The sequence below is a fragment of the Marinobacter sp. LQ44 genome, assembly GCF_001447155.2.
Taxonomy (GTDB): domain Bacteria; phylum Pseudomonadota; class Gammaproteobacteria; order Pseudomonadales; family Oleiphilaceae; genus Marinobacter.
Map to the genome: position 1 here is coordinate 3,468,889 of NZ_CP014754.1, position 17,333 is coordinate 3,486,221.

The window sequence follows — 17,333 nt, forward strand, 5'->3', positions numbered from 1 at the left end:
ATATGCGTCTCATGTGCCGACGTCTGAAGGCATCAGGCATTGGTTGTTAGGCTGAGGTATCTCGCCCTGAGCTTGCTCGGGCCAAGGCGAATCAGCGCTTGCTGTCACGCGTCAGGGAGATCCATGACGACAGCGGAGGCATGATCGGCTCACACCGTGCGCATGATGACCTGGCTGCCGAGGAAGCTTCAACCAGCCTGAACCGCATTGCGCGGCTGAGGGCTAAAAACGGCATTCAGGGCTGGTTCCCACCGTTTTAAAACCGTCGGTGGAAGCGATGTAGAGCCTCTCGAAGCCTATAAGTCGATCTCCAGATCTGACCTCGGCCTTGTCGAGCACAAAAGCACCCTGTTTTTTCCTCCAGGAGGCTGAATCCCTTCTGAATACTTTACTTCTCCTGAGAGCAGGGTAGCTTCACAGGCCTGACATACGCCGAAACGGCAGCCGGAAGCGACATTGATTCCTTCCGCCTCGGTAAAGCTGAGCAGGCTGTCCTGGCCTGGATCCCAGCTCAGGGTCCTACGGCTTTTGGTAAATTTGATACGGTAAGGAGTCTGATCGCCATCATCGGTCGAGACAGTGGCACCGAAGCTCTCGAATTGAAGCTGCTCTGCGCTGATGCCCTGTAGTGGTCAACTAATCCCGGACAGTATTTTAAGGTTTTCCTCAGCCGCAACGGGCGAAATGCCACCGTTGAATACGTGAGGCCGCTGCCGGTTGTAGTAGTCCATCAAGTAGCTCCCAACATCCTTTTGAGCATCAGGCAGATTTCGGTAACCCAGGGCCGGTATCCATTCCGATTTCAGGCTCCGGAATAGCCTTTCCATCGGTGCATTGTCCCAGCAGTTGCCGCGCCGGCTCATGCTTTGTGTCATTCGATAGCGCCAGAGCCTCTGACGCAACTTTCGACTGGCGTACTGACTTCCCTGATCCGAGTGGAACATGACTTTCTCTGGACGACCACGCTGTTCCCAGGCGTGATCCAGAGCTTTTACAACCAGGTCCGCATCCGGACTGGACGACATGGCCCAGCCAACAACCCGGCGAGCGTATAGATCCAGCACCACCGCCAGATAACTCCATCGTTGGCCGCTCCAGAGTAGAGTAAGAGGCAGGGCGTAGTCGGACTATTTCCCTGCCTCTCCTCTCCGAACCGGACGTGCACCTTTCAGCGCATCCGGCTCTCCGTTTAAACGCTGGAAAGTGCCATAGCGACCTCAGGAAAGCGCGAGGTCCAAGTGTTTCTGGGTTCTGTCCTCAGGTAGGGATTACCCTCCGGAAGACGCCAACGGAATCGCTTTTTCCCGTGACCGACGAGTCGGTACAGAATGGCTCCACTGAACAGCCCCTGATTGGTTCTGCCATACAGCACCCAAGTCTTACTTTGACCTGAAGCCGGGGCTTTGAACCAATGACGCATCAGCGGTTTGAGCCGGGAGCGATATTTGCGGCCCAGCCAATGGGCCAGTTTCCAGAACACGACACCATCGATGTAGCTGAGGACTTTCGCTTTGTAATCGACGAACTGATAGAACGACGCCCAGCCTTTCAGCTTTCGGTTGATGGATTCGACCATGTCGATTTTGCTTTCACTATAATTGCCTGACAGCTTGGCGGTTAAAGATGCTGCAAAGTTACGTGCCTTATGCCGGGGGATCGTCGCCACCACCCGCATATCGCCATAACGGCTTCGCTTGCGGATGATGCGATGCCCCAAGAACACGAAGCCGTCGTTCACATGGGTAATCTTGGTTTTATCCATGTTAAGTTTCAGCTTGAGAGTTCCTTCCAGCATCTCCCGGCATTCTTCTCTAATCGCCTCTGCCTGGGCTTTGGTGCCCTTGACGATAACCACAAAGTCATCGGCATAGCGGCAGTAGGCGACGGCTGGCTTCCATTGCCAGTCCTCTCGGATGGCTGTGCTTCGGCCGATCTGGATACTGTGGTTCCAGTACCATCGATCCTTCCGGGCCTTTTTGCCGAGGTAGCGCCTATTCAGGTACTGATCGAATTCATGCAGCATGATATTCGACAGCAGCGGCGATATGACGCCGCCCTGAGGTACGCCTTCACTTGCTGCCCGGAAAAGACCTACATCAATGTGACCGGCTTTGATAAATCGCCAAAGAAGATTCAGGAACCTTCGATCCTTGATTCTGCGGCGTACAGCTTTCATCAGAAGCCGATGATGCACGGTATCAAAGTAGCTGGACAGATCCCCTTCGATGACCCAGCGTCCGCGCGTTTCCGTGTTATCCGTCAGTTGAAGTTTCACTGTACGGATCGCGTGATGAACGCTCCGTTCCGGTCGGAACCCGTAGGAGAGCGCATGGAAGTCGCTTTCCCACATGGGCTCCATCGCCATTAACATGGCCCGTTGAACGATGCGGTCGCGCAGGGTGGGGATACCCAGTGGCCGTTGCTTGCCGTTGGCCTTAGGGATATAAACCCTTCGAGCCGGTAACGGCTGATAAGCATCAGAGAGTAAATCGTTCCTGATTTGTTTCAGAATGGCCGGCAGTCTGGCCTGCACAGTCAGCTTGGTCTCTCCATCTACCCCCGGCGTGTTTGCACCTTTGGAAGACAGAGTGATCCGAGCAGCTTCTGCGAGCCAGTCAGGCTGTGCTATCAGGCGCAGCAACCTGTCCACCCGGCGGGTGGGGTCGGATGCTGTCCAAGTCGCTAGCTTGCGTTGCATTTCGCTGATTATCAAAGGTCTTCACCTTGTTTGGTCAGGTAGTTTGCTTGGCAAACACATCTAAACTGCTCCCCTTCGCCATGTAATGGGCTTTCCCCATCGCGGACTACTACGGGAGCTCCGCCAGTCAATTCGGCTTCGGGGTCATGCCCCCTTGGCATCCGATATTGACCTTCCCCGGTTTACCTACCTGGACTTCAACATGCTGAGGAGACTGCCCATCGCACTCTTTACCCTTGCTTGCCGCAAGTTGACAGGAAGCAGCAGTCCGTTCTGTGATGGATACTGCTGTGCCAAAGCCCTAGCTACTAGTTCAGGCTTCTTCGTTCGGCAGCGCCTATATGTCATGCTGCCCAGCCTTCCCGTACGGCTTATCAGGTCACGTAAGCCGTGGTGACATTTCAACCCACAGAGGCGGATGAATGGGTTCATGTTCTTCAGCCTTTCAGCCTTTCAGCACTCAGCCTTGAGGATCATCTTGGCTTAGTGACCTCGCCTCAATCCCCGTTGTCAGCGGGTTACATCACCCTGCGGGCATACCGCAGGTCACTGCCGCTCAGGCTCACCACCCTCACAGTGGGCGGGATTGATTGGTTACTTCCTCCTGAATTACCGGTTCAATATTCCAGATAGACTCGTGGTCCATTTGAGCTTCCATGCTCGCCCTGAACTCCGGGCACACTGTAGGTGATGTCGCCACACCAGACCTGGTCGGGTTGCTCTACCGTAAACTCACGATCCAGATGATTCGGGATATCCGGTCGCTCAACGGTGGCCTGTTTGTAGGCATGAGGGCCTGGCTGTTTACAGATCAGCCCCAGCTCGCTCATCAGTCGTCGAACTTTGAAGCGACCGACGACAACGCCTTCCTCGCGGAGCAAGCCTTTGATTGTGCGGCTGCCGGCAGAACTGCGGCTCTTGGTAAACAGGCGGTTCACCTGAGCCTTCAGGGCCAAGCGCTCCACATCCACACGGTTCCGCCGTTGACGGTACTCGTAATAGCTAGAACGGCTGATTTCAAACGCTTCACAGACCAGTTCAATTGACTCCTGCCCTCCCAACCGGTCTATCAGCGCGTACGATTCATCTCGTCCGACATCAAGAGAGCTGTAGCCTTTTTTAATATTTCCTTCTCTCGCTCCAGGCGATTGCAGCGGGCTTCCAGCTCTTGAATTCGGCGCTGCTCCGGGGTTAAGGCCTTACCCTTCGGGGTGACACCTTTACGCTCCTCCGTGAGTTGTTGAACCCAACGCCGAACGGCACTTTCACCGACTCCCAGGGACACACTGGCCTGCGGAATCGTGTAACCTTGATCCAGCACCAGGCTGACTGCTTCCTGTTTGAACTCAGGAGAAAAAGAACGTCGCTTTCTGGTCATCAGACACCTCGTTTATGGTGGCGATTTTACCACCTACGTTGGTGTCCGGAATCATTGAACCACTACAGAGCTCTAGCCCTTTTTCTTACTGGGGAGATGCGCTAGAACGCTTGGCAAAGACGAAAGCGCAGAGAAACAGTAAACCAAAGGCTAAGTCGTTTGCGCCGTAAACCGCAATAAAGATCGCGGTCATGCGATCCTGTTCTAGAATGGAAGAGAATTGGTCAGCGGAATTGCCCCACCAGATGAGCCAGGCACTGACATAGAACATCTTCTCGATGAAGAATACGAAGCAAAGCCATGGCACGTCTTTCCATGACCGAGCGACAGAGATGTACGCCATGCCCCAAACCACAATCATTGCCTGTCCAAAAGTCGAGAATGCATGGGGGGCGCTAATTGCTAAGACGTCATTAGTGAAACCACGCGAAATCACCAGCATTCCAATAATGTTGACAGCCCCAGCAGCCAGGAATGCGAGACCAATCCAACGGCTCATGTTCTAACCTCACGATAAAGCAAACGAAATACAGTCTGTAAAAAACTGCCCCTAATAAAGCGATTGAGTGCAGGCTTTACCTGGCGATTCACGGATACTGGCCATCCCCGTGTTCAGCAAAGTCATCCATTACCGTGCGAGCTTTCTGCTCGGAGGTTGATTTGTGGATTTGCTCCAGAGCCGCCGTGACGGCCTTTTAGTCCTTCCAGAATACATATCGCTACAATTTAGGAAATCTGTGCACGATGCAGAGCTGAGCTTTAGTTTGCGGGTATTCCGCCAAACTGGCATCCGGGAAGCCCTTCAGGCCGTCGATACAGCCGATCATGATGTCCCCCAGACCACGTTCTTCAACTTGGTGAGCACCGATAGAATTTCGCGCCTTCGGTCTTGGCAAGCCACAGGCCCAACAGCTCCTTGTGGCCCTACATGTTAATGCCCAGCCAGGTATAGATACTTGCTGATCGTCCTCTTGTCCTGACGAATTTCTAGAACGATGCAGTTCAGATAAACAATAAGGTAAACCGGATCGACAGGGCGATTCTGCCACTCGCGAACTTGATCGATCACGCGCTCAGTTGCCTTGGAGACGAACTTTGCTGAGATGTCCGCGCCGTAAATCCCCTTGACGGCGTCTACGATATCTCGGGTGCTCAGGCTCTGGCGTAAAAGGCCAGTATCTTGTCATCCATCTGGGTCACGCGGGACTGACCTTTACGGACGAACTGGGGCTCGAAGGAACCGTCCCGGTCACGAGGAGCCTGGATCGGTACTTCGCCATGTTGGCCCTTCAGGCGCTTGGCACAATAGCCGTTACAGCTGTTGCCGGTGCCACGGCCTTCAATGATTCTGAGTTTTTCTTGATCGATCAGCGAACTAACGGGGTTCCGTTTGAAAAGATTACTCAGATGTGGGCAGTTGCACAATTGGGTTTACAGGCTCCAGAAATAGAGAACGGTTACGATGCTTGCAACAAATCGGACAATTTGGCGGTCGATGTAGCACACGACACAATCAGTCCGTTCTTTAATATAGAACAATTTAATGAGATATATATATTTTTCACAGAAAAAGCATCGGATACTATGCGTAGGAAATACTTCTGAACCTGAGGTCCTCTAATGTTCGATGTTCAGGCGATCGAATCCTTGTTCTCACTATTAGTACCGTTACTTTTCGGCGCCGGAGCAGTCGCTACCGGATTGGTAACCAACAACAGCAACCTGCTCGCACAATCGTTCACCTTCAAGCTTGCCTTCGTGTGTGCTGTAGCCGCCGCAATCGGAAGATGGTGGTGGCCGGTCGATGGCGTCTGGTTAAGTCACGCGCCTCTGACCTCAATCATGTTGTTGCTGATCACTTTGCTGGGAATGGTATTGGGACGCTTCTCGGAGAGGTATCTTGCGGGGGATCCCGGCCAGCGCCGTTTCATGATCTGGCTTCAAGTGATCCTCGCCAGCGTGGCCATGATCGCCATAACGAATCATTTGTTGGTGTTCCTCGTCAGCTGGATTATCATCAGCGTAAGCCTGCACCAGTTGTTGATGTTCTTTCCTGATCGCCCGCGCGCCGCCCTGGCCGCGCACAAAAAATTCATCTTTGCGCGAATTGCGGAGTTCTGCCTGGCACTGGCGTTCCTCCTGCTTTATGTCCAGTACGACACACCATTTATTGATCGGATCCTGGCCCAGGTATCCACTTCATCAGAACTGCCCGCCGCAGCGCAAATTGCTGCGATCCTGATGGCAGCGGCTGCCCTCTTTAAATGCGCCCAGATGCCTTTCCACGGCTGGCTGATCCAGGTGGTGGAATCACCCACCCCGGTGTCTGCGCTGCTTCACGCTGGCGTTGTTAACCTTGGCGGCTTCCTGATGATTCTGATGGCGCCGCTGATTGTCCAGGCAAGCGCTGCCCAATGGCTTTTATTGTTGGTGGCGGGACCTACTGCTGTGTTTGCCAGCCTCGTCATGATGACGCGCATCTCCATCAAGGTGAGGCTGGCCTGGTCAACCTGCGCCCAAATGGGCTGGATGCTGGTTGAGTGCGCTCTAGGCCTTTACGAGCTGGCGCTCCTGCACCTCGTGGCCCATTCCGCCTACAAGGCACACACCTTCCTTAACGCGGGCAACACAGTCGAGCTGTCGATGAAAAAACGTCTGGTTGAAATCAACCAGCCCGGCCCTGGGCAGTGGCTGACCGCTGTTTGTTTTTCGGCCCTGTTCATGCTGCCGACCATCTTCCTGGCCAACGAGGCAAGACCGGCAGATCTTTTTTCATGGGTCGTGCCTGGCATCGCGTTGACGATTTTGCTTTCAGAATTCTTGGCTGCGGGCGGTGGCGTTTTCACCCTTGGCAGAGGCTTGATTCTTGGTGCCGTTTTCTGGGCTCTGTACTGGCTTCAGAAAACCTTCTTCAGTCTGATGCTGACGCCACCGGATAGCCAGGCAGGACTGGTAGCCGTGGGTTTCGTCGCTATCCTGATCGCCCTGCTCGTGCGCGGCTACTACCAGATTCGCTATCACCGTTTCTCACCCGCCGGCGCCAGGCTTTACCGATTCCTGTTTGCCGCAGGCTATCTCGATGAGTGGTCCACGCGCCTGACCCTGAAAATCTGGCCGGCGAAACTGCCCGATGTTGTGCGGCCCCGGGCCGTGGTCAGCGTGTCCTCAACTTCTGGTTCCAGGGAGTCCGTGTAATGTTAGCGTCCAATCTTAATGCCACCACCGAAGCAAACACCGACACGCCGGATTGGCAGGAAGCCGTCACCGATGCCTGCAATCGGATTGCGCCGTCCTGGCCGCTGGATCAGATGATCGCGGTTAACCCGTTCTGGGAAATGCGGGATCTGCCGTTTACCAAGGTAGCCTCACGCATGGCGGCACTCAACGGCACCTGCTGTCAGAATCAGGCCGTGCTTTTACACCAGGGCAATGGTGCTGTCCCGGCCGAAACTGCCAGCATGCCGGAGCACTGGCAGAATCTCAGCGCCCAACTGGATCGCAACCGCGATACAGCCCATCACGTGGGCTGGCAGGACGAGGTTATTCACCAAATCAGTCAGTTCTGCGGCGACTACTTCCAGCGCCTGGATGCGGGAGATTTCAGGGCGGATGCCCAGGATCTGTATCAAAGCTGGCTGGAAATGACCCGGGCAGACCGTGGCATTGCCATCGTCATGGAAGAGCCATCATTGCCTTCCCAATTTCAGGTCCTGCCCGATCAGCACGATAAGCTGATCACAGACGCCTTCAACGCCCTCGCGGCAGAGCCTTCCTACACGGCGGATTATGCCCACGCGCTCCTGCTGGATATCAACGGATGGTCATCCTGGGCCGCCTACCTCCGTTGGCAATCAAGACTGCGTGGCAGCGAGGAAGATTTACTGCCGGGCGTGTTAGCCATCCGGCTGGCCTGGGAACTGGCCATCTGGCGGCATGTTCAACACATTGGCGGCGCCATCTTCGCCGAGCTGAAACGGGGTTGGCTTCAACAGTGGGACACCTGGCCCGAAATGCTGGAGATCCATGAAAAATCCCAAACCATGGGGTGGCGCCAACTTACAGAAGCCGAGACGGCCTACCAGGCACAGCTGGCCGATAAACTTCTGTCAAAATCTGAAAAGCAATGGACGAACGACCAGCCACCCAAACTTCAGGCCGCCTTCTGCATTGATGTTCGCTCGGAGGTTTTTCGCCGTGCGCTGGAAGCCCAGGACTCCGCGATCCAGACTCTTGGGTTTGCGGGTTTCTTCGGGCTACCGATTTCGTACCGCCCCAAAGGCACCGGGTTTTCCCGGCCCCAACTACCGGGTTTGCTGGCGCCCGCGCTAGAGGTTACAGAGGCCGAGCCGTCTGGACGCTTCAGTCGGCAGTCACTGGCCAACCATTCCCACTGGTCACAGTTTTCCAACGCGGGACCGGCCAGCTTCAGCTTTATCGAGAGCATGGGGCTGGCAGGTCTGGGACGCATGGTGCGCAAGACCTTTTTTGGCAAATCCTCGGCTAACCCGGTCGACCAGCTCCATAAAGGACATACCGAGTTCGAGATCCGCCAGAATGGCGCCCTGTTGGGAGCTGAAGAGAAAGCAGAGCTGGCGGGCGGTATTCTCCGGGCCATGACCCTGACTCATGAGTTTGCGCCCACCGTACTGCTGGTCGGGCACGGCAGCAGTACCCGCAACAACCCACATGCCGCGGGCCTGGACTGCGGTGCCTGCGGAGGCCAGACCGGCTCGGTGAATGTTCGTGTGCTCGCCGGCATACTCAACGACGCCGAGGTACGCGCGGCCCTGGCTGACCAGGGAATTTCCATCCCATCGGAAACCCGTTTCGTGGGAGCACTGCATAACACCACCACCGACGAGATAGAGTGCGCCGGTGACGTTCCCGACGACATCCGGCATTTCCTGGCCAGGGCCGGTGCCCAGGCACGCCGTGAACGAGCGGTTCGTCTTGGAATCGCGACCGAAAATGACGTCGACAGCGCCATCAGAAAACGCAGCCAGGACTGGTCCGAAGTTCGCCCAGAATGGGGGCTAGCCGGGAACGCCAGCTTTATAGTGGCGCCCCGCTCAGCCACACGACACCTGGATCTGGGAGGTCGCAGCTTCCTCCACGACTACCGTTGGCGCGAAGACGAGGGCTTCGGAATCCTCGAACTGATCATGACCGCGCCCATGGTGGTCACCCACTGGATCAACCTGCAGTACTTCATGTCCGTTACCGATAACTTTCATTACGGCAGCGGAAACAAAGTCCTGCATAACGTGGTTGGCGGCCACCTGGGCGTTTTCGAGGGCAACGGCGGCGACTTGCGGATCGGGCTGCCACTGCAGTCGGTACACGATGGCCAGCGCTGGATGCACGAACCACTCCGCCTGAGCGTTTACATTGCTGCCCCCAAAGATGCCATTGCCGAGATAGCCACAAAGCACAAAGTGGTGCAGGACCTGATCGATAATGAGTGGCTATACCTGTTCCGGGTCGATGACGAGCAGACATTGATCGAACGTTTTTACCGGAATCAGTGGGAAACCGGCGCAAAAGTTGGCTGACGGAGCGGGGTGACAAAACGTGCTGACCCATCTGGACCATCTTGAAGCAGAAGCGATTCATATCATGCGGGAAGTGGCCGCATGCTTCGAAAAGCCCTGCATGTTCTACTCCATCGGCAAGGACTCAACAGTCATGTTGCACCTTGCGCGGAAGGCCTTTTGGCCCGGCAACGTGCCGTTCACCCTGCTGCATATAGATACAACCTGGGAATTCGCCGAGATGGGGCGGTTCCGGGACGCCTTGGTGGAAAAGCTCAACCTTGACCTACGGGTATGGATTAACAGGGAGGCGCTAGATGCTGGCGTCCACCCGATCCGATCCGGTTCTGTCGTATATAACGACCAAATGAAAACTCAGGCTTTGAAGCAAGCGCTTGCCCATTATCGATTCGATGCAGCACTGGGCGGCGCTCGACGGGACGAGGAAAGATCCCGAGCCAAAGAGCGCATCTTCTCCGTGAGAGACGAATCCCAGCAGTGGGACCCAAAGAATCAACGTCCAGAACCCTGGGCCATCTACAACACCAAGATCAACAAGGGCGAATCAGTTCGAGTCTTCCCTCTTTCAAACTGGACTGAGCTCGACATATGGATGTATATCCTTCGGGAAAACGTTGAGATAGTGCCCCTATACTATTCTTCCCCACGCCTGAGCTGGTTGGACGACGACACAGGAACCATCCTGGCTCTTGATGACGACCGAATGCTGCCTCATCTAACGCCTTCTGAAGAGGCTTCGCTCGAAACACGAACCATCAGATTCCGAACGCTTGGATGCTACCCGCAGACAGGTGCCGTCGAGAGCACCGCGACGACGGCCTCAGATATTGTATTGGAAATGATGTCGGTGCGGACAAGTGAGCGTGACGGTCGTCTGTTGGACAAGGATCAAACAGCCTCCATGGAACGGAAAAAACGTGAAGGCTATTTTTGATGTCGCACTGGAACGCCCGTTCAGCGATCCTGCTAACCCGGCACGGCAAGTTACCCGCCATTGCGCGGCCACTGGAACAGCTGGGGTTAACAGTAACCTGCGACAGCAGCTTCGACACCGATCGCCTCGGGACCTTTACCCGAGAAATAGAGCGTTTCGCCGGTCAACGGGAGACTGCGCTCGAGAAAGCGAAAATCGCTTCGGAGCAGGGCGAAAATCGTATTGGCCTCGGCAGCGAAGGAGCCTTCGGCGGTGGTCTTTTCTGCATCAATCTGGAGATTGTGTGCTTGTTTGACCAGAAACACGGCCTAACTCTTTACGGAGAACACGCGGCGCCGTTTGGCCTTGAACAGGCCTCCGTAAGTTCTGTTGAAGAACTGAAGAGGTTTATGGATCGCTGCCCCACGGGTCAGGGGCTGGTAATGCGGCCCGAGCATGCAGGGCACCCGGACATTCACAAGGGACTGCATCACCAGCATGAAATCAATACCCGGTTCAGAGCGCTTCGAGGCAACTCGACGTCTGGACAGGTTTTCGTCGAATACGACCTTCGCGCACATCATTCTCCAGGTAGAATGGCCAACATTGGCCTTGCTGCAGAAAATCTCCGAGCCAAAATGGAAAGCTTGTGTCCCAGTTGTGTTCTGCCCGGCTTCTGGATAACCGATTTTGAAAGAGGACTGCCCTGCAGTGCGTGCGATACACCTACAAGCCGACCCAGAACTTATGTCTGGTCCTGCCAAGCATGCGACTACAAAGAATCACGCCCCGTGGAGGCCGTGACAACCGAACCCGATTTTTGCCCAACCTGTAATCCCTGAGACCCTATGCCCGCAACCATCAAGTTAGACGCAACAAAATCTGCTCACATTGAGAAAGCAGCTGACCTGCTCCTCGCCGGCCACCTTGTCGCCGTGCCCACGGAAACTGTGTACGGACTGGCGGCCGATGCCAGCAACGAACAGGCGGTCATAAAAGTTTTTGAAGCAAAGCAGCGCCCGGTCGGACATCCCCTGATCGTGCATGTTGCCTCAGTGGACAGGGTCCGGCTCTGGGTAGACCATATCCCGGAAACCGCCATGCAGTTGATCAAGGAATTCTGGCCCGGCCCATTAACGCTGCTACTGCCAAAGAAAAGCGGCATCAGCGATTTCATTACCGGCGGCAATCCGGGCGTGGCGGTAAGAATGCCGGCGCACCCGGCCACGCTAGCGACCATGGAGGAGCTTGGGCGGGATCTGGTTGCTCCGTCCGCCAACCCCTATGGCCGGATCAGCCCGACCACCGCAGAGCACGTACTCGCGGGCCTGTCCGGAAAAATCGAGGCAGTTCTGGACGGCGGAGACTGTTCGGTAGGCATTGAATCCACCATTGTCGACATGACCGGCAAAAACCCAGTCATCGCACGACCGGGGCAGATCGGCCAGAGCGATATCGAAGCCTGCCTTGGAATCGCGCTCTGCTCAGGCAAAGCTGCCAGCCAGGCAGTGCCGGGGAGCGTAAAGCGCCACTACCAGCCGGTCACAACTACCGTTGGAGTGGCCACGCATCGGTTTGCCGGGCTTCTGCCCGAACTCGCACGGGCAGCTGAAAAGATTGGTGTTATCTGGTGGCAGTCGCCACCGGGCGAACGGGCATCCGAATCCATCATGCTCAGCGCCGATCCAAATGAGTACGCTCGCATGCTCTACACCGCCATGCACTCCATGGACAAGGCAAACGTCGATCGGATCGTGATTGAGCTTCCGCCCCGGGAAAGCCGCTGGCTGGCCATTCATGATCGGCTGAAACGGGCCTGTAGCGAACAATTCACTTAACCCGGCACAGCCTGACCTTTGAGAGAGAATTCAGGGCGGAGGTCATTACTTATTTGCAAAATGAAAAACTGGTCCAGAAGCAACGCAGCTAGCTTATGGCCGGAAAAACGTTGGTTATCGAGTGCAACCAAAAGCTGATCGACGCTGACACCTGCATTGATGGGGCCCATCCTCAGCTGAGCCAGAATAGGCATCTTGTTTTCTTAATTGCGACGAGTTTTGGATTTCGGAGACACTTTATACTCGGGCGGCTTTACTACAGGCCTCCCAAAGTCGTAAACTTTAAAGCAGTTTCCTAGTGATGGAGCACAGTGCCTAGTATATTTTTCCGAATAAAGTAGTTTCCACTATTCGACGGTCTATGGGCTGCGATTATTCTTATACCCACAGCAAAATATCTGTGTGCAAAATAGAGTCTTAAGTCACTGATTCTAGATTAAGTTTCTGATCTACACCACTTGGGGAGAGTAATGGTGCCGAGGAGAGGACTTGAACCTCCACGGGGTTGCCCCCACTAGCACCTGAAGCTAGCGTGTCTACCAATTTCACCACCTCGGCAGGTGATTTGCAAAATCGCTGTTAGTTTGTTGAAAACCTAGCGTTTTGCCGGTGTTGAGGCGTTGCCCCTCAACCGATGGCGCGTACTTTAATAATTCCCCCGAACGCTGTCAAATATTTTTTCAAAAATCTTTTTGCCGTATTTATGCCTATAAATCAGCCCGCGGTTAGGCAGGTACCGCCTACCGACGTTATACTGCTGGGATAATGAATTCCGCCGCTGTGTTAGCGGCCTAATAACAAGGATCCGAATGGTTTCCAGGAAGAAAGAAGGACGGGACCCTCACGCTGAACGTGAGGCCCAGAAGTATGAAAACCCCATCCAGAGCCGGGAGTTTATTCTCAAGCACCTGAAAGAACGCGGTGCGCCGGCTACTCATGAGACGTTGTGCCAGGAACTGGGGCAAACGTCCGAGGAAGGTATCGAGGCGTTGCGGCGACGGCTGATTGCCATGTGCCGTGATGGCCAGTTGATCTGTAACCGCCGGGATGCGTTCCTGCCCATTGAAGAGGCGGATCTGGTCACCGGTAAGGTTGTGGGGCACAAAGATGGTTTCGGGTTCCTGATTCCCGATGACGGCGGCTCAGACCTGTTCCTCACCGCGCGCCAGATGCGTCAGGTGTTTCATGGGGACCGGGTGGCTGCCCGGGTGGACCGCGTGGATGATCGTGGTCGCCGTGAAGGGGTAATTGTCGAGGTTTTGGAGCATCGCACCAGTCAGACGGTTGGTCGCTTCTTCAAGGAAAGTGGCATTGCATTTGTGGTGCCCGAGAATGCCCGCATCAATCACGAAATTCTGGTGCCGGATGAGCACGCCGGTAAGGCTGTGCACGGCCAGTACGTGGTGGTGGAGATTCTGCGCCAGCCCACCGTGCGCACCCAGCCGACAGGGCGGATTATCGAGGTCCTGGGGGAGCACATGGCTCCTGGCATGGAAATCGATGTGGCCATCCGCTCCTATGAGATTCCCCATAGCTGGCCAAGTGCCGTGGGTGAGCAGGCAGCGGGGATTCCAGAAGAGGTTGCCGAGAAAGACAAGGCGAACCGGGTGGATATCCGTAACATGCGGCTGATCACCATTGATGATGAAACCGCCCGTGATTTTGATGACGCCATCTACTGTGAGCCCCGGCCCCGTGGCGGTTACCGGTTGGTCGTGGCCATTGCGGATGTGTCGCACTATGTACGCCCTGGCTCGCCGCTGGATGAGGAGGCGATTCGTCGGGGTAACTCGGTGTACTTCCCGGACCACGTGGTGCCCATGCTGCCGGAGAAGCTCTCCAATGGCTTGTGTTCACTGAACCCGGGTGTCGATCGGTTGTGTATGGTGGCGGATATGACCATCAGCGCAGCCGGTAATATCAGTGGCTACACCTTCTACCAGGCGGTTATGCGCAGCCATGCCCGGCTGACCTATAACAAGGTCAGTGCCATGCTGGAGCACCCGGACTCGGAGCAGGGCTACAAGTTGTCGGCCCATTACGCCGATTTGCTGCCGCACCTGCATAACCTTTACGAGCTTTATAAGCTGCTACGCCGTGCCCGGACTGAGCGTGGTGCGATTGATTTTGAGACCACCGAGACCAAAATCGTTTTTGATGCCGAGCGCAAGATTGAGGAAATCGTGCCGGTGCATCGCAATGATGCCCACAAGATCGTAGAGGAGTGCATGCTCTGCGCGAACGTGGCTGCGGCCCGGCTGTTGAAAAAGCATCAGGTGCCGGCGCTCTACCGGGTGCATGATGGGCCCTCCGAGGAGCGCCTGAACAACCTGCGCTTGTTCCTGGGTGAGCTCGGATTGCAGTTAGGGGGTGGTGACAAACCAACTTCCGGGGATTACCAGCAGTTGCTGGCCCAGGTTGCCGACCGTCCGGATGCCAATGTGATCCAGATGGTGATGCTGCGTTCCCTCAGCCAGGCGGTATACAGCCCGGAAGAAGCCGGCCATTTTGGTCTGGGCTTTCCCAGCTATACCCACTTTACCTCGCCCATTCGCCGGTATCCGGACCTGATCGTTCATCGGGCCATCAAGTCCCGGATTCACAATCCGGACGTTCAGAAAGACGTGGTGTCGCCGAAAATCCACGATCCTGAGCTGGCCGTGTATCCCTACGACTATGCTCGTATGGAGCAGCTGGGTGAGCATTGTTCGATGACTGAGCGCCGTGCCGACGATGCCACCCGTGACGTGATGGCCTGGCTCAAGTGCGAGTTCCTGCGGGATCACGTGGGCGAGGAGCACGATGGTGTGATTGCGGCCGTCACACCCTTCGGTTTCTTCGTCGAACTGTCGGATATCTATATTGAGGGACTGGTGCACGTGTCCACTCTCAGTGGCGATTACTTTCACCACGATTCCGCCAAGCACCGCCTGATCGGTGAGCGCACCGCGGTGAGCTTCCGGTTAGGGGATGAGGTTCGCGTCAGGGTTGTTCGGGTAGGCCTGGAAGATCGCAAGATCGATCTGGAACTGGTCAGCACGCCCAGAAAGCGGACAGCAGATCGTGACGCCCTGGACATGTCCAAGCGCGAGACCCGCGGTAAAGGTGATCGTGCCGGAAAGGGCGGAAAGGGTGGAAAGCGCGGTAAATCTGCCAAGCCCGAGAGTGCCAAGGAGAAGCTGGCAGCCGAGGCGGCCAGGGCGGCGTCCCGAAAAGGGGGCAGGGGTAAGCCCTCTGCCGGCGGTAAAGCCCGTAAGCCCCGAAAGTAAACCGTTGCACAGGAAATAAGCGTCAGTGTCACAGGAATATGTATTTGGCTGGCATGCCGTCGATGCCGTTCTCAAACGGGAACCGGAGCGCCTGCAGCAAGTCTGGATTCAGACCGGGCGGCAGGATAAGCGGGTTAAATCGGTTACCGACACCCTGGATAGTCTGGGTGTGCGTTGGAAGGTGGTGCATCGTCGTGAGCTGGATGAGCGGGTCGCCGGTGTTCACCAGGGTATTGTTGCCGCCGTGGCGGAAAGCCGTGAGTGGACCGAAGCGGACTTGCTGGCCCAGCTGGCCGCCAGTGGCAAGCCACCATTCCTGCTGGTTCTGGACGGGGTGACCGACCCGCACAACCTCGGTGCCTGTATGCGTACGGCAGATGCCGTGGGAGTACAGGCGGTGATTGTGCCCAAGGACAAATCCGCTTCGCTGACTCCGGTGGCCCGGAAAGTTGCCTGTGGTGCGGCGGAGACCGTGCCGTTTGTTCGGGTGACCAACCTGGCTCGCTTTCTGCGCGAGCTCAAGGAACTCGGCGTTTGGCTGATTGGTACGGCCGGAGAGGCGAGTGCAAACCTGTATCAGGCAGACTTCAAGGGGCCGGTGGCCCTGGTGATGGGCGCCGAGGGTAAGGGTATGCGCCGTTTAACCCGGGAACACTGCGACCAGTTGATCAACATTCCCATGCTGGGGCATGTCGATAGCCTGAACGTGTCGGTGGCGACCGGAGTTTGCCTGTATGAAGCCCTGCGCCAGCGGCTCGGTTAAGTCTTGCACAACACCGCTCATACGCCTAGAATACGTGGCCCCTTTTCCAAGGGGTGGTTTTGTATTGCCTGAATGCAGGCAGGCCGAACCTGGCTTTTGATCGGGCCTTTGCGTTTAAGGTCTTGTTGATAAAAGCAAAAAGAAGCCGGCAGCTTTGCTGTCACCTCCTTGCTTTCATGCTCGGGATCGGGGCTTAACCGCGCCCGCCGCAGAAGAAAGCTGTTTAAACCGTAGGGAGAACTCATGCGTCACTACGAAATCGTTTTTATGGTACATCCGGATCAGAGCGAGCAGGTGCCCGCAATGATCGAGCGTTATACCAGCGTCATCACTGAAGATGGCGGCAAGGTACATCGCCTGGAAGATTGGGGCCGTCGTCACCTGGCTTACCCGATCAACAAGATCCACAAGGCTCACTACGTGCTGATGAACGTTGAATGTTCACAGGCCGCTATGGACGAGCTGACTCATAACTTCCGGTTCAACGATGCCATCATCCGTGACCTGATTCTGCGTCGCGATGAGGCTGTTACCGACATGTCTCCGATGAAAGCTGCCGAGTCCCGTGAGGACCGTCGTTCCGGCGGAGACGATCGTCCGCGTCGTTCAGCTGACTCTGAAGATCGTCAGAGCGCATCCCAGGACGAAGAAGAGTAATCAACCGGAGTTAGGAGTTACGTTATGGCTCGTTTTTTCAGACGTCGTAAGTTCTGCCGCTTCACGGCAGAAGGTGTGAAAGAGATCGATTACAAAGATCTGGACACCCTGAAAGGCTACATCACTGAAACCGGCAAAATCGTGCCCAGCCGTATCACCGGCACCAAAGCACGTTATCAGCGTCAGCTGGCTACCGCTATCAAGCGTGCCCGCTACCTGGCACTGCTGCCGTATACGGACAGCCACGACCACTAAGCACAGATAG

At 55.8% G+C, this 17,333-nt stretch carries 16 protein-coding genes, 1 tRNA gene and 3 pseudogenes; 11 read left to right on the forward strand and 9 right to left on the reverse strand.

What is annotated here, in order from left to right; translation table 11 throughout:
* Positions 1 to 98 precede the first annotated feature (98 nt).
* On the forward strand, positions 99 to 260 hold the full coding sequence (locus ASQ50_RS21835) for an IS3 family transposase (protein ID WP_076657232.1): 162 nt from the start codon (positions 99 to 101) through the stop codon (positions 258 to 260).
* A gap of 36 nt (positions 261 to 296) precedes the next feature.
* Here the strand turns inward: ASQ50_RS21835 and ASQ50_RS21840 are convergent, their stop codons facing one another.
* The 6 genes and pseudogenes from ASQ50_RS21840 to ASQ50_RS21100 form a co-directional block, all read right to left on the reverse strand.
* Positions 297 to 620 carry a 2Fe-2S iron-sulfur cluster-binding protein gene (locus ASQ50_RS21840; protein WP_082888554.1) on the reverse strand — a complete coding sequence of 108 codons (324 nt, stop codon included), beginning with the start codon at positions 618 to 620 and terminating at the stop codon, positions 297 to 299.
* A 12-nt stretch (positions 621 to 632) separates the two neighbouring features.
* A pseudogene (locus tag ASQ50_RS15930) lies at positions 633 to 1,109 on the reverse strand (IS3 family transposase); the annotation flags it as partial.
* Between the two features lie 80 nt (positions 1,110 to 1,189).
* The gene (gene ltrA / locus ASQ50_RS15935) at positions 1,190 to 2,713 is read right to left on the reverse strand and encodes a group II intron reverse transcriptase/maturase (protein ID WP_058092251.1); all 1,524 of its coding nucleotides are present in this window, start codon (positions 2,711 to 2,713) and stop codon (positions 1,190 to 1,192) included.
* A gap of 668 nt (positions 2,714 to 3,381) precedes the next feature.
* Positions 3,382 to 4,076 (reverse strand): annotated as a pseudogene (locus ASQ50_RS21525) (IS3 family transposase); the annotation flags it as partial.
* A gap of 85 nt (positions 4,077 to 4,161) precedes the next feature.
* Positions 4,162 to 4,575: a hypothetical protein gene (locus ASQ50_RS15950; RefSeq protein WP_058092248.1), complete on the reverse strand. Its 414-nt coding sequence runs from the start codon at positions 4,573 to 4,575 to the stop codon at positions 4,162 to 4,164.
* A gap of 91 nt (positions 4,576 to 4,666) precedes the next feature.
* Positions 4,667 to 5,417: pseudogene (locus ASQ50_RS21100) on the reverse strand (IS256 family transposase); the annotation flags it as partial.
* On the opposite strand from ASQ50_RS21100, the gene ASQ50_RS21255 reads away from it, so the two are divergent.
* From ASQ50_RS21255 to cysD, 4 genes are read left to right on the forward strand one after another with little or no spacing between them, the layout of a single operon-like run.
* Entirely contained in the window at positions 5,355 to 5,681 is a 327-nt protein-coding gene (locus tag ASQ50_RS21255; RefSeq protein WP_197492801.1) for a hypothetical protein, read from the forward strand. The pseudogene ASQ50_RS21100 and the gene ASQ50_RS21255 overlap by 63 nt on opposite strands.
* A gap of 15 nt (positions 5,682 to 5,696) precedes the next feature.
* Complete coding sequence (locus tag ASQ50_RS15965; RefSeq protein ID WP_058092246.1) at positions 5,697 to 7,271, forward strand: NADH-quinone oxidoreductase subunit L; 1,575 nt, start codon at positions 5,697 to 5,699, stop codon at positions 7,269 to 7,271.
* Complete coding sequence (locus tag ASQ50_RS15970; protein WP_058092245.1) at positions 7,271 to 9,628, forward strand: YbcC family protein; 2,358 nt, start codon at positions 7,271 to 7,273, stop codon at positions 9,626 to 9,628. Before ASQ50_RS15965 ends, ASQ50_RS15970 begins: the two co-directional genes overlap by 1 nt.
* A gap of 19 nt (positions 9,629 to 9,647) precedes the next feature.
* A complete protein-coding gene (cysD, locus tag ASQ50_RS15975) occupies positions 9,648 to 10,562 on the forward strand; it encodes a sulfate adenylyltransferase subunit CysD (protein ID WP_227510255.1) in 915 nt (304 codons plus the stop codon).
* An 86-nt stretch (positions 10,563 to 10,648) separates the two neighbouring features.
* Here the strand turns inward: cysD and ASQ50_RS20865 are convergent, their stop codons facing one another.
* Positions 10,649 to 10,867, reverse strand: a complete 219-nt coding sequence (locus ASQ50_RS20865; RefSeq protein ID WP_058092244.1) for a hypothetical protein — start codon at positions 10,865 to 10,867, stop codon at positions 10,649 to 10,651.
* On the opposite strand from ASQ50_RS20865, the gene ASQ50_RS21845 reads away from it, so the two are divergent.
* On the forward strand, positions 10,784 to 11,383 hold the full coding sequence (locus ASQ50_RS21845) for a DUF6671 family protein (protein WP_412535743.1): 600 nt from the start codon (positions 10,784 to 10,786) through the stop codon (positions 11,381 to 11,383). The two genes, ASQ50_RS20865 and ASQ50_RS21845, sit on opposite strands and share 84 nt — an antisense overlap.
* A gap of 6 nt (positions 11,384 to 11,389) precedes the next feature.
* The gene (locus ASQ50_RS15990) at positions 11,390 to 12,379 is read left to right on the forward strand and encodes an L-threonylcarbamoyladenylate synthase (protein WP_058092242.1); all 990 of its coding nucleotides are present in this window, start codon (positions 11,390 to 11,392) and stop codon (positions 12,377 to 12,379) included.
* On the opposite strand, the gene ASQ50_RS15995 is transcribed toward ASQ50_RS15990, so the two are convergent.
* Complete coding sequence (locus ASQ50_RS15995; RefSeq protein WP_058092241.1) at positions 12,376 to 12,573, reverse strand: hypothetical protein; 198 nt, start codon at positions 12,571 to 12,573, stop codon at positions 12,376 to 12,378. The two genes, ASQ50_RS15990 and ASQ50_RS15995, sit on opposite strands and share 4 nt — an antisense overlap.
* A 277-nt stretch (positions 12,574 to 12,850) precedes the next feature.
* Positions 12,851 to 12,937: transfer RNA gene (locus tag ASQ50_RS16000), tRNA-Leu, on the reverse strand.
* 251 nt (positions 12,938 to 13,188) lie between these two features.
* Here ASQ50_RS16000 and rnr point away from each other — a divergent pair.
* The 4 genes from rnr (at position 13,189) to rpsR (ending at position 17,323) form a co-directional block, all read left to right on the forward strand.
* Positions 13,189 to 15,648, forward strand: coding sequence for a ribonuclease R (gene rnr, locus ASQ50_RS16005; RefSeq protein WP_058092240.1), 2,460 nt, complete (start codon positions 13,189 to 13,191; stop codon positions 15,646 to 15,648).
* Between the two features lie 25 nt (positions 15,649 to 15,673).
* The gene (rlmB, locus tag ASQ50_RS16010) at positions 15,674 to 16,411 is read left to right on the forward strand and encodes a 23S rRNA (guanosine(2251)-2'-O)-methyltransferase RlmB (protein WP_058092239.1); all 738 of its coding nucleotides are present in this window, start codon (positions 15,674 to 15,676) and stop codon (positions 16,409 to 16,411) included.
* A gap of 243 nt (positions 16,412 to 16,654) precedes the next feature.
* On the forward strand, positions 16,655 to 17,068 hold the full coding sequence (rpsF, locus tag ASQ50_RS16015; protein WP_058092238.1) for a 30S ribosomal protein S6: 414 nt from the start codon (positions 16,655 to 16,657) through the stop codon (positions 17,066 to 17,068).
* Between the two features lie 24 nt (positions 17,069 to 17,092).
* A complete protein-coding gene (gene rpsR / locus ASQ50_RS16020; RefSeq protein ID WP_008937282.1) occupies positions 17,093 to 17,323 on the forward strand; it encodes a 30S ribosomal protein S18 in 231 nt (76 codons plus the stop codon).
* Positions 17,324 to 17,333 lie beyond the last annotated feature (10 nt).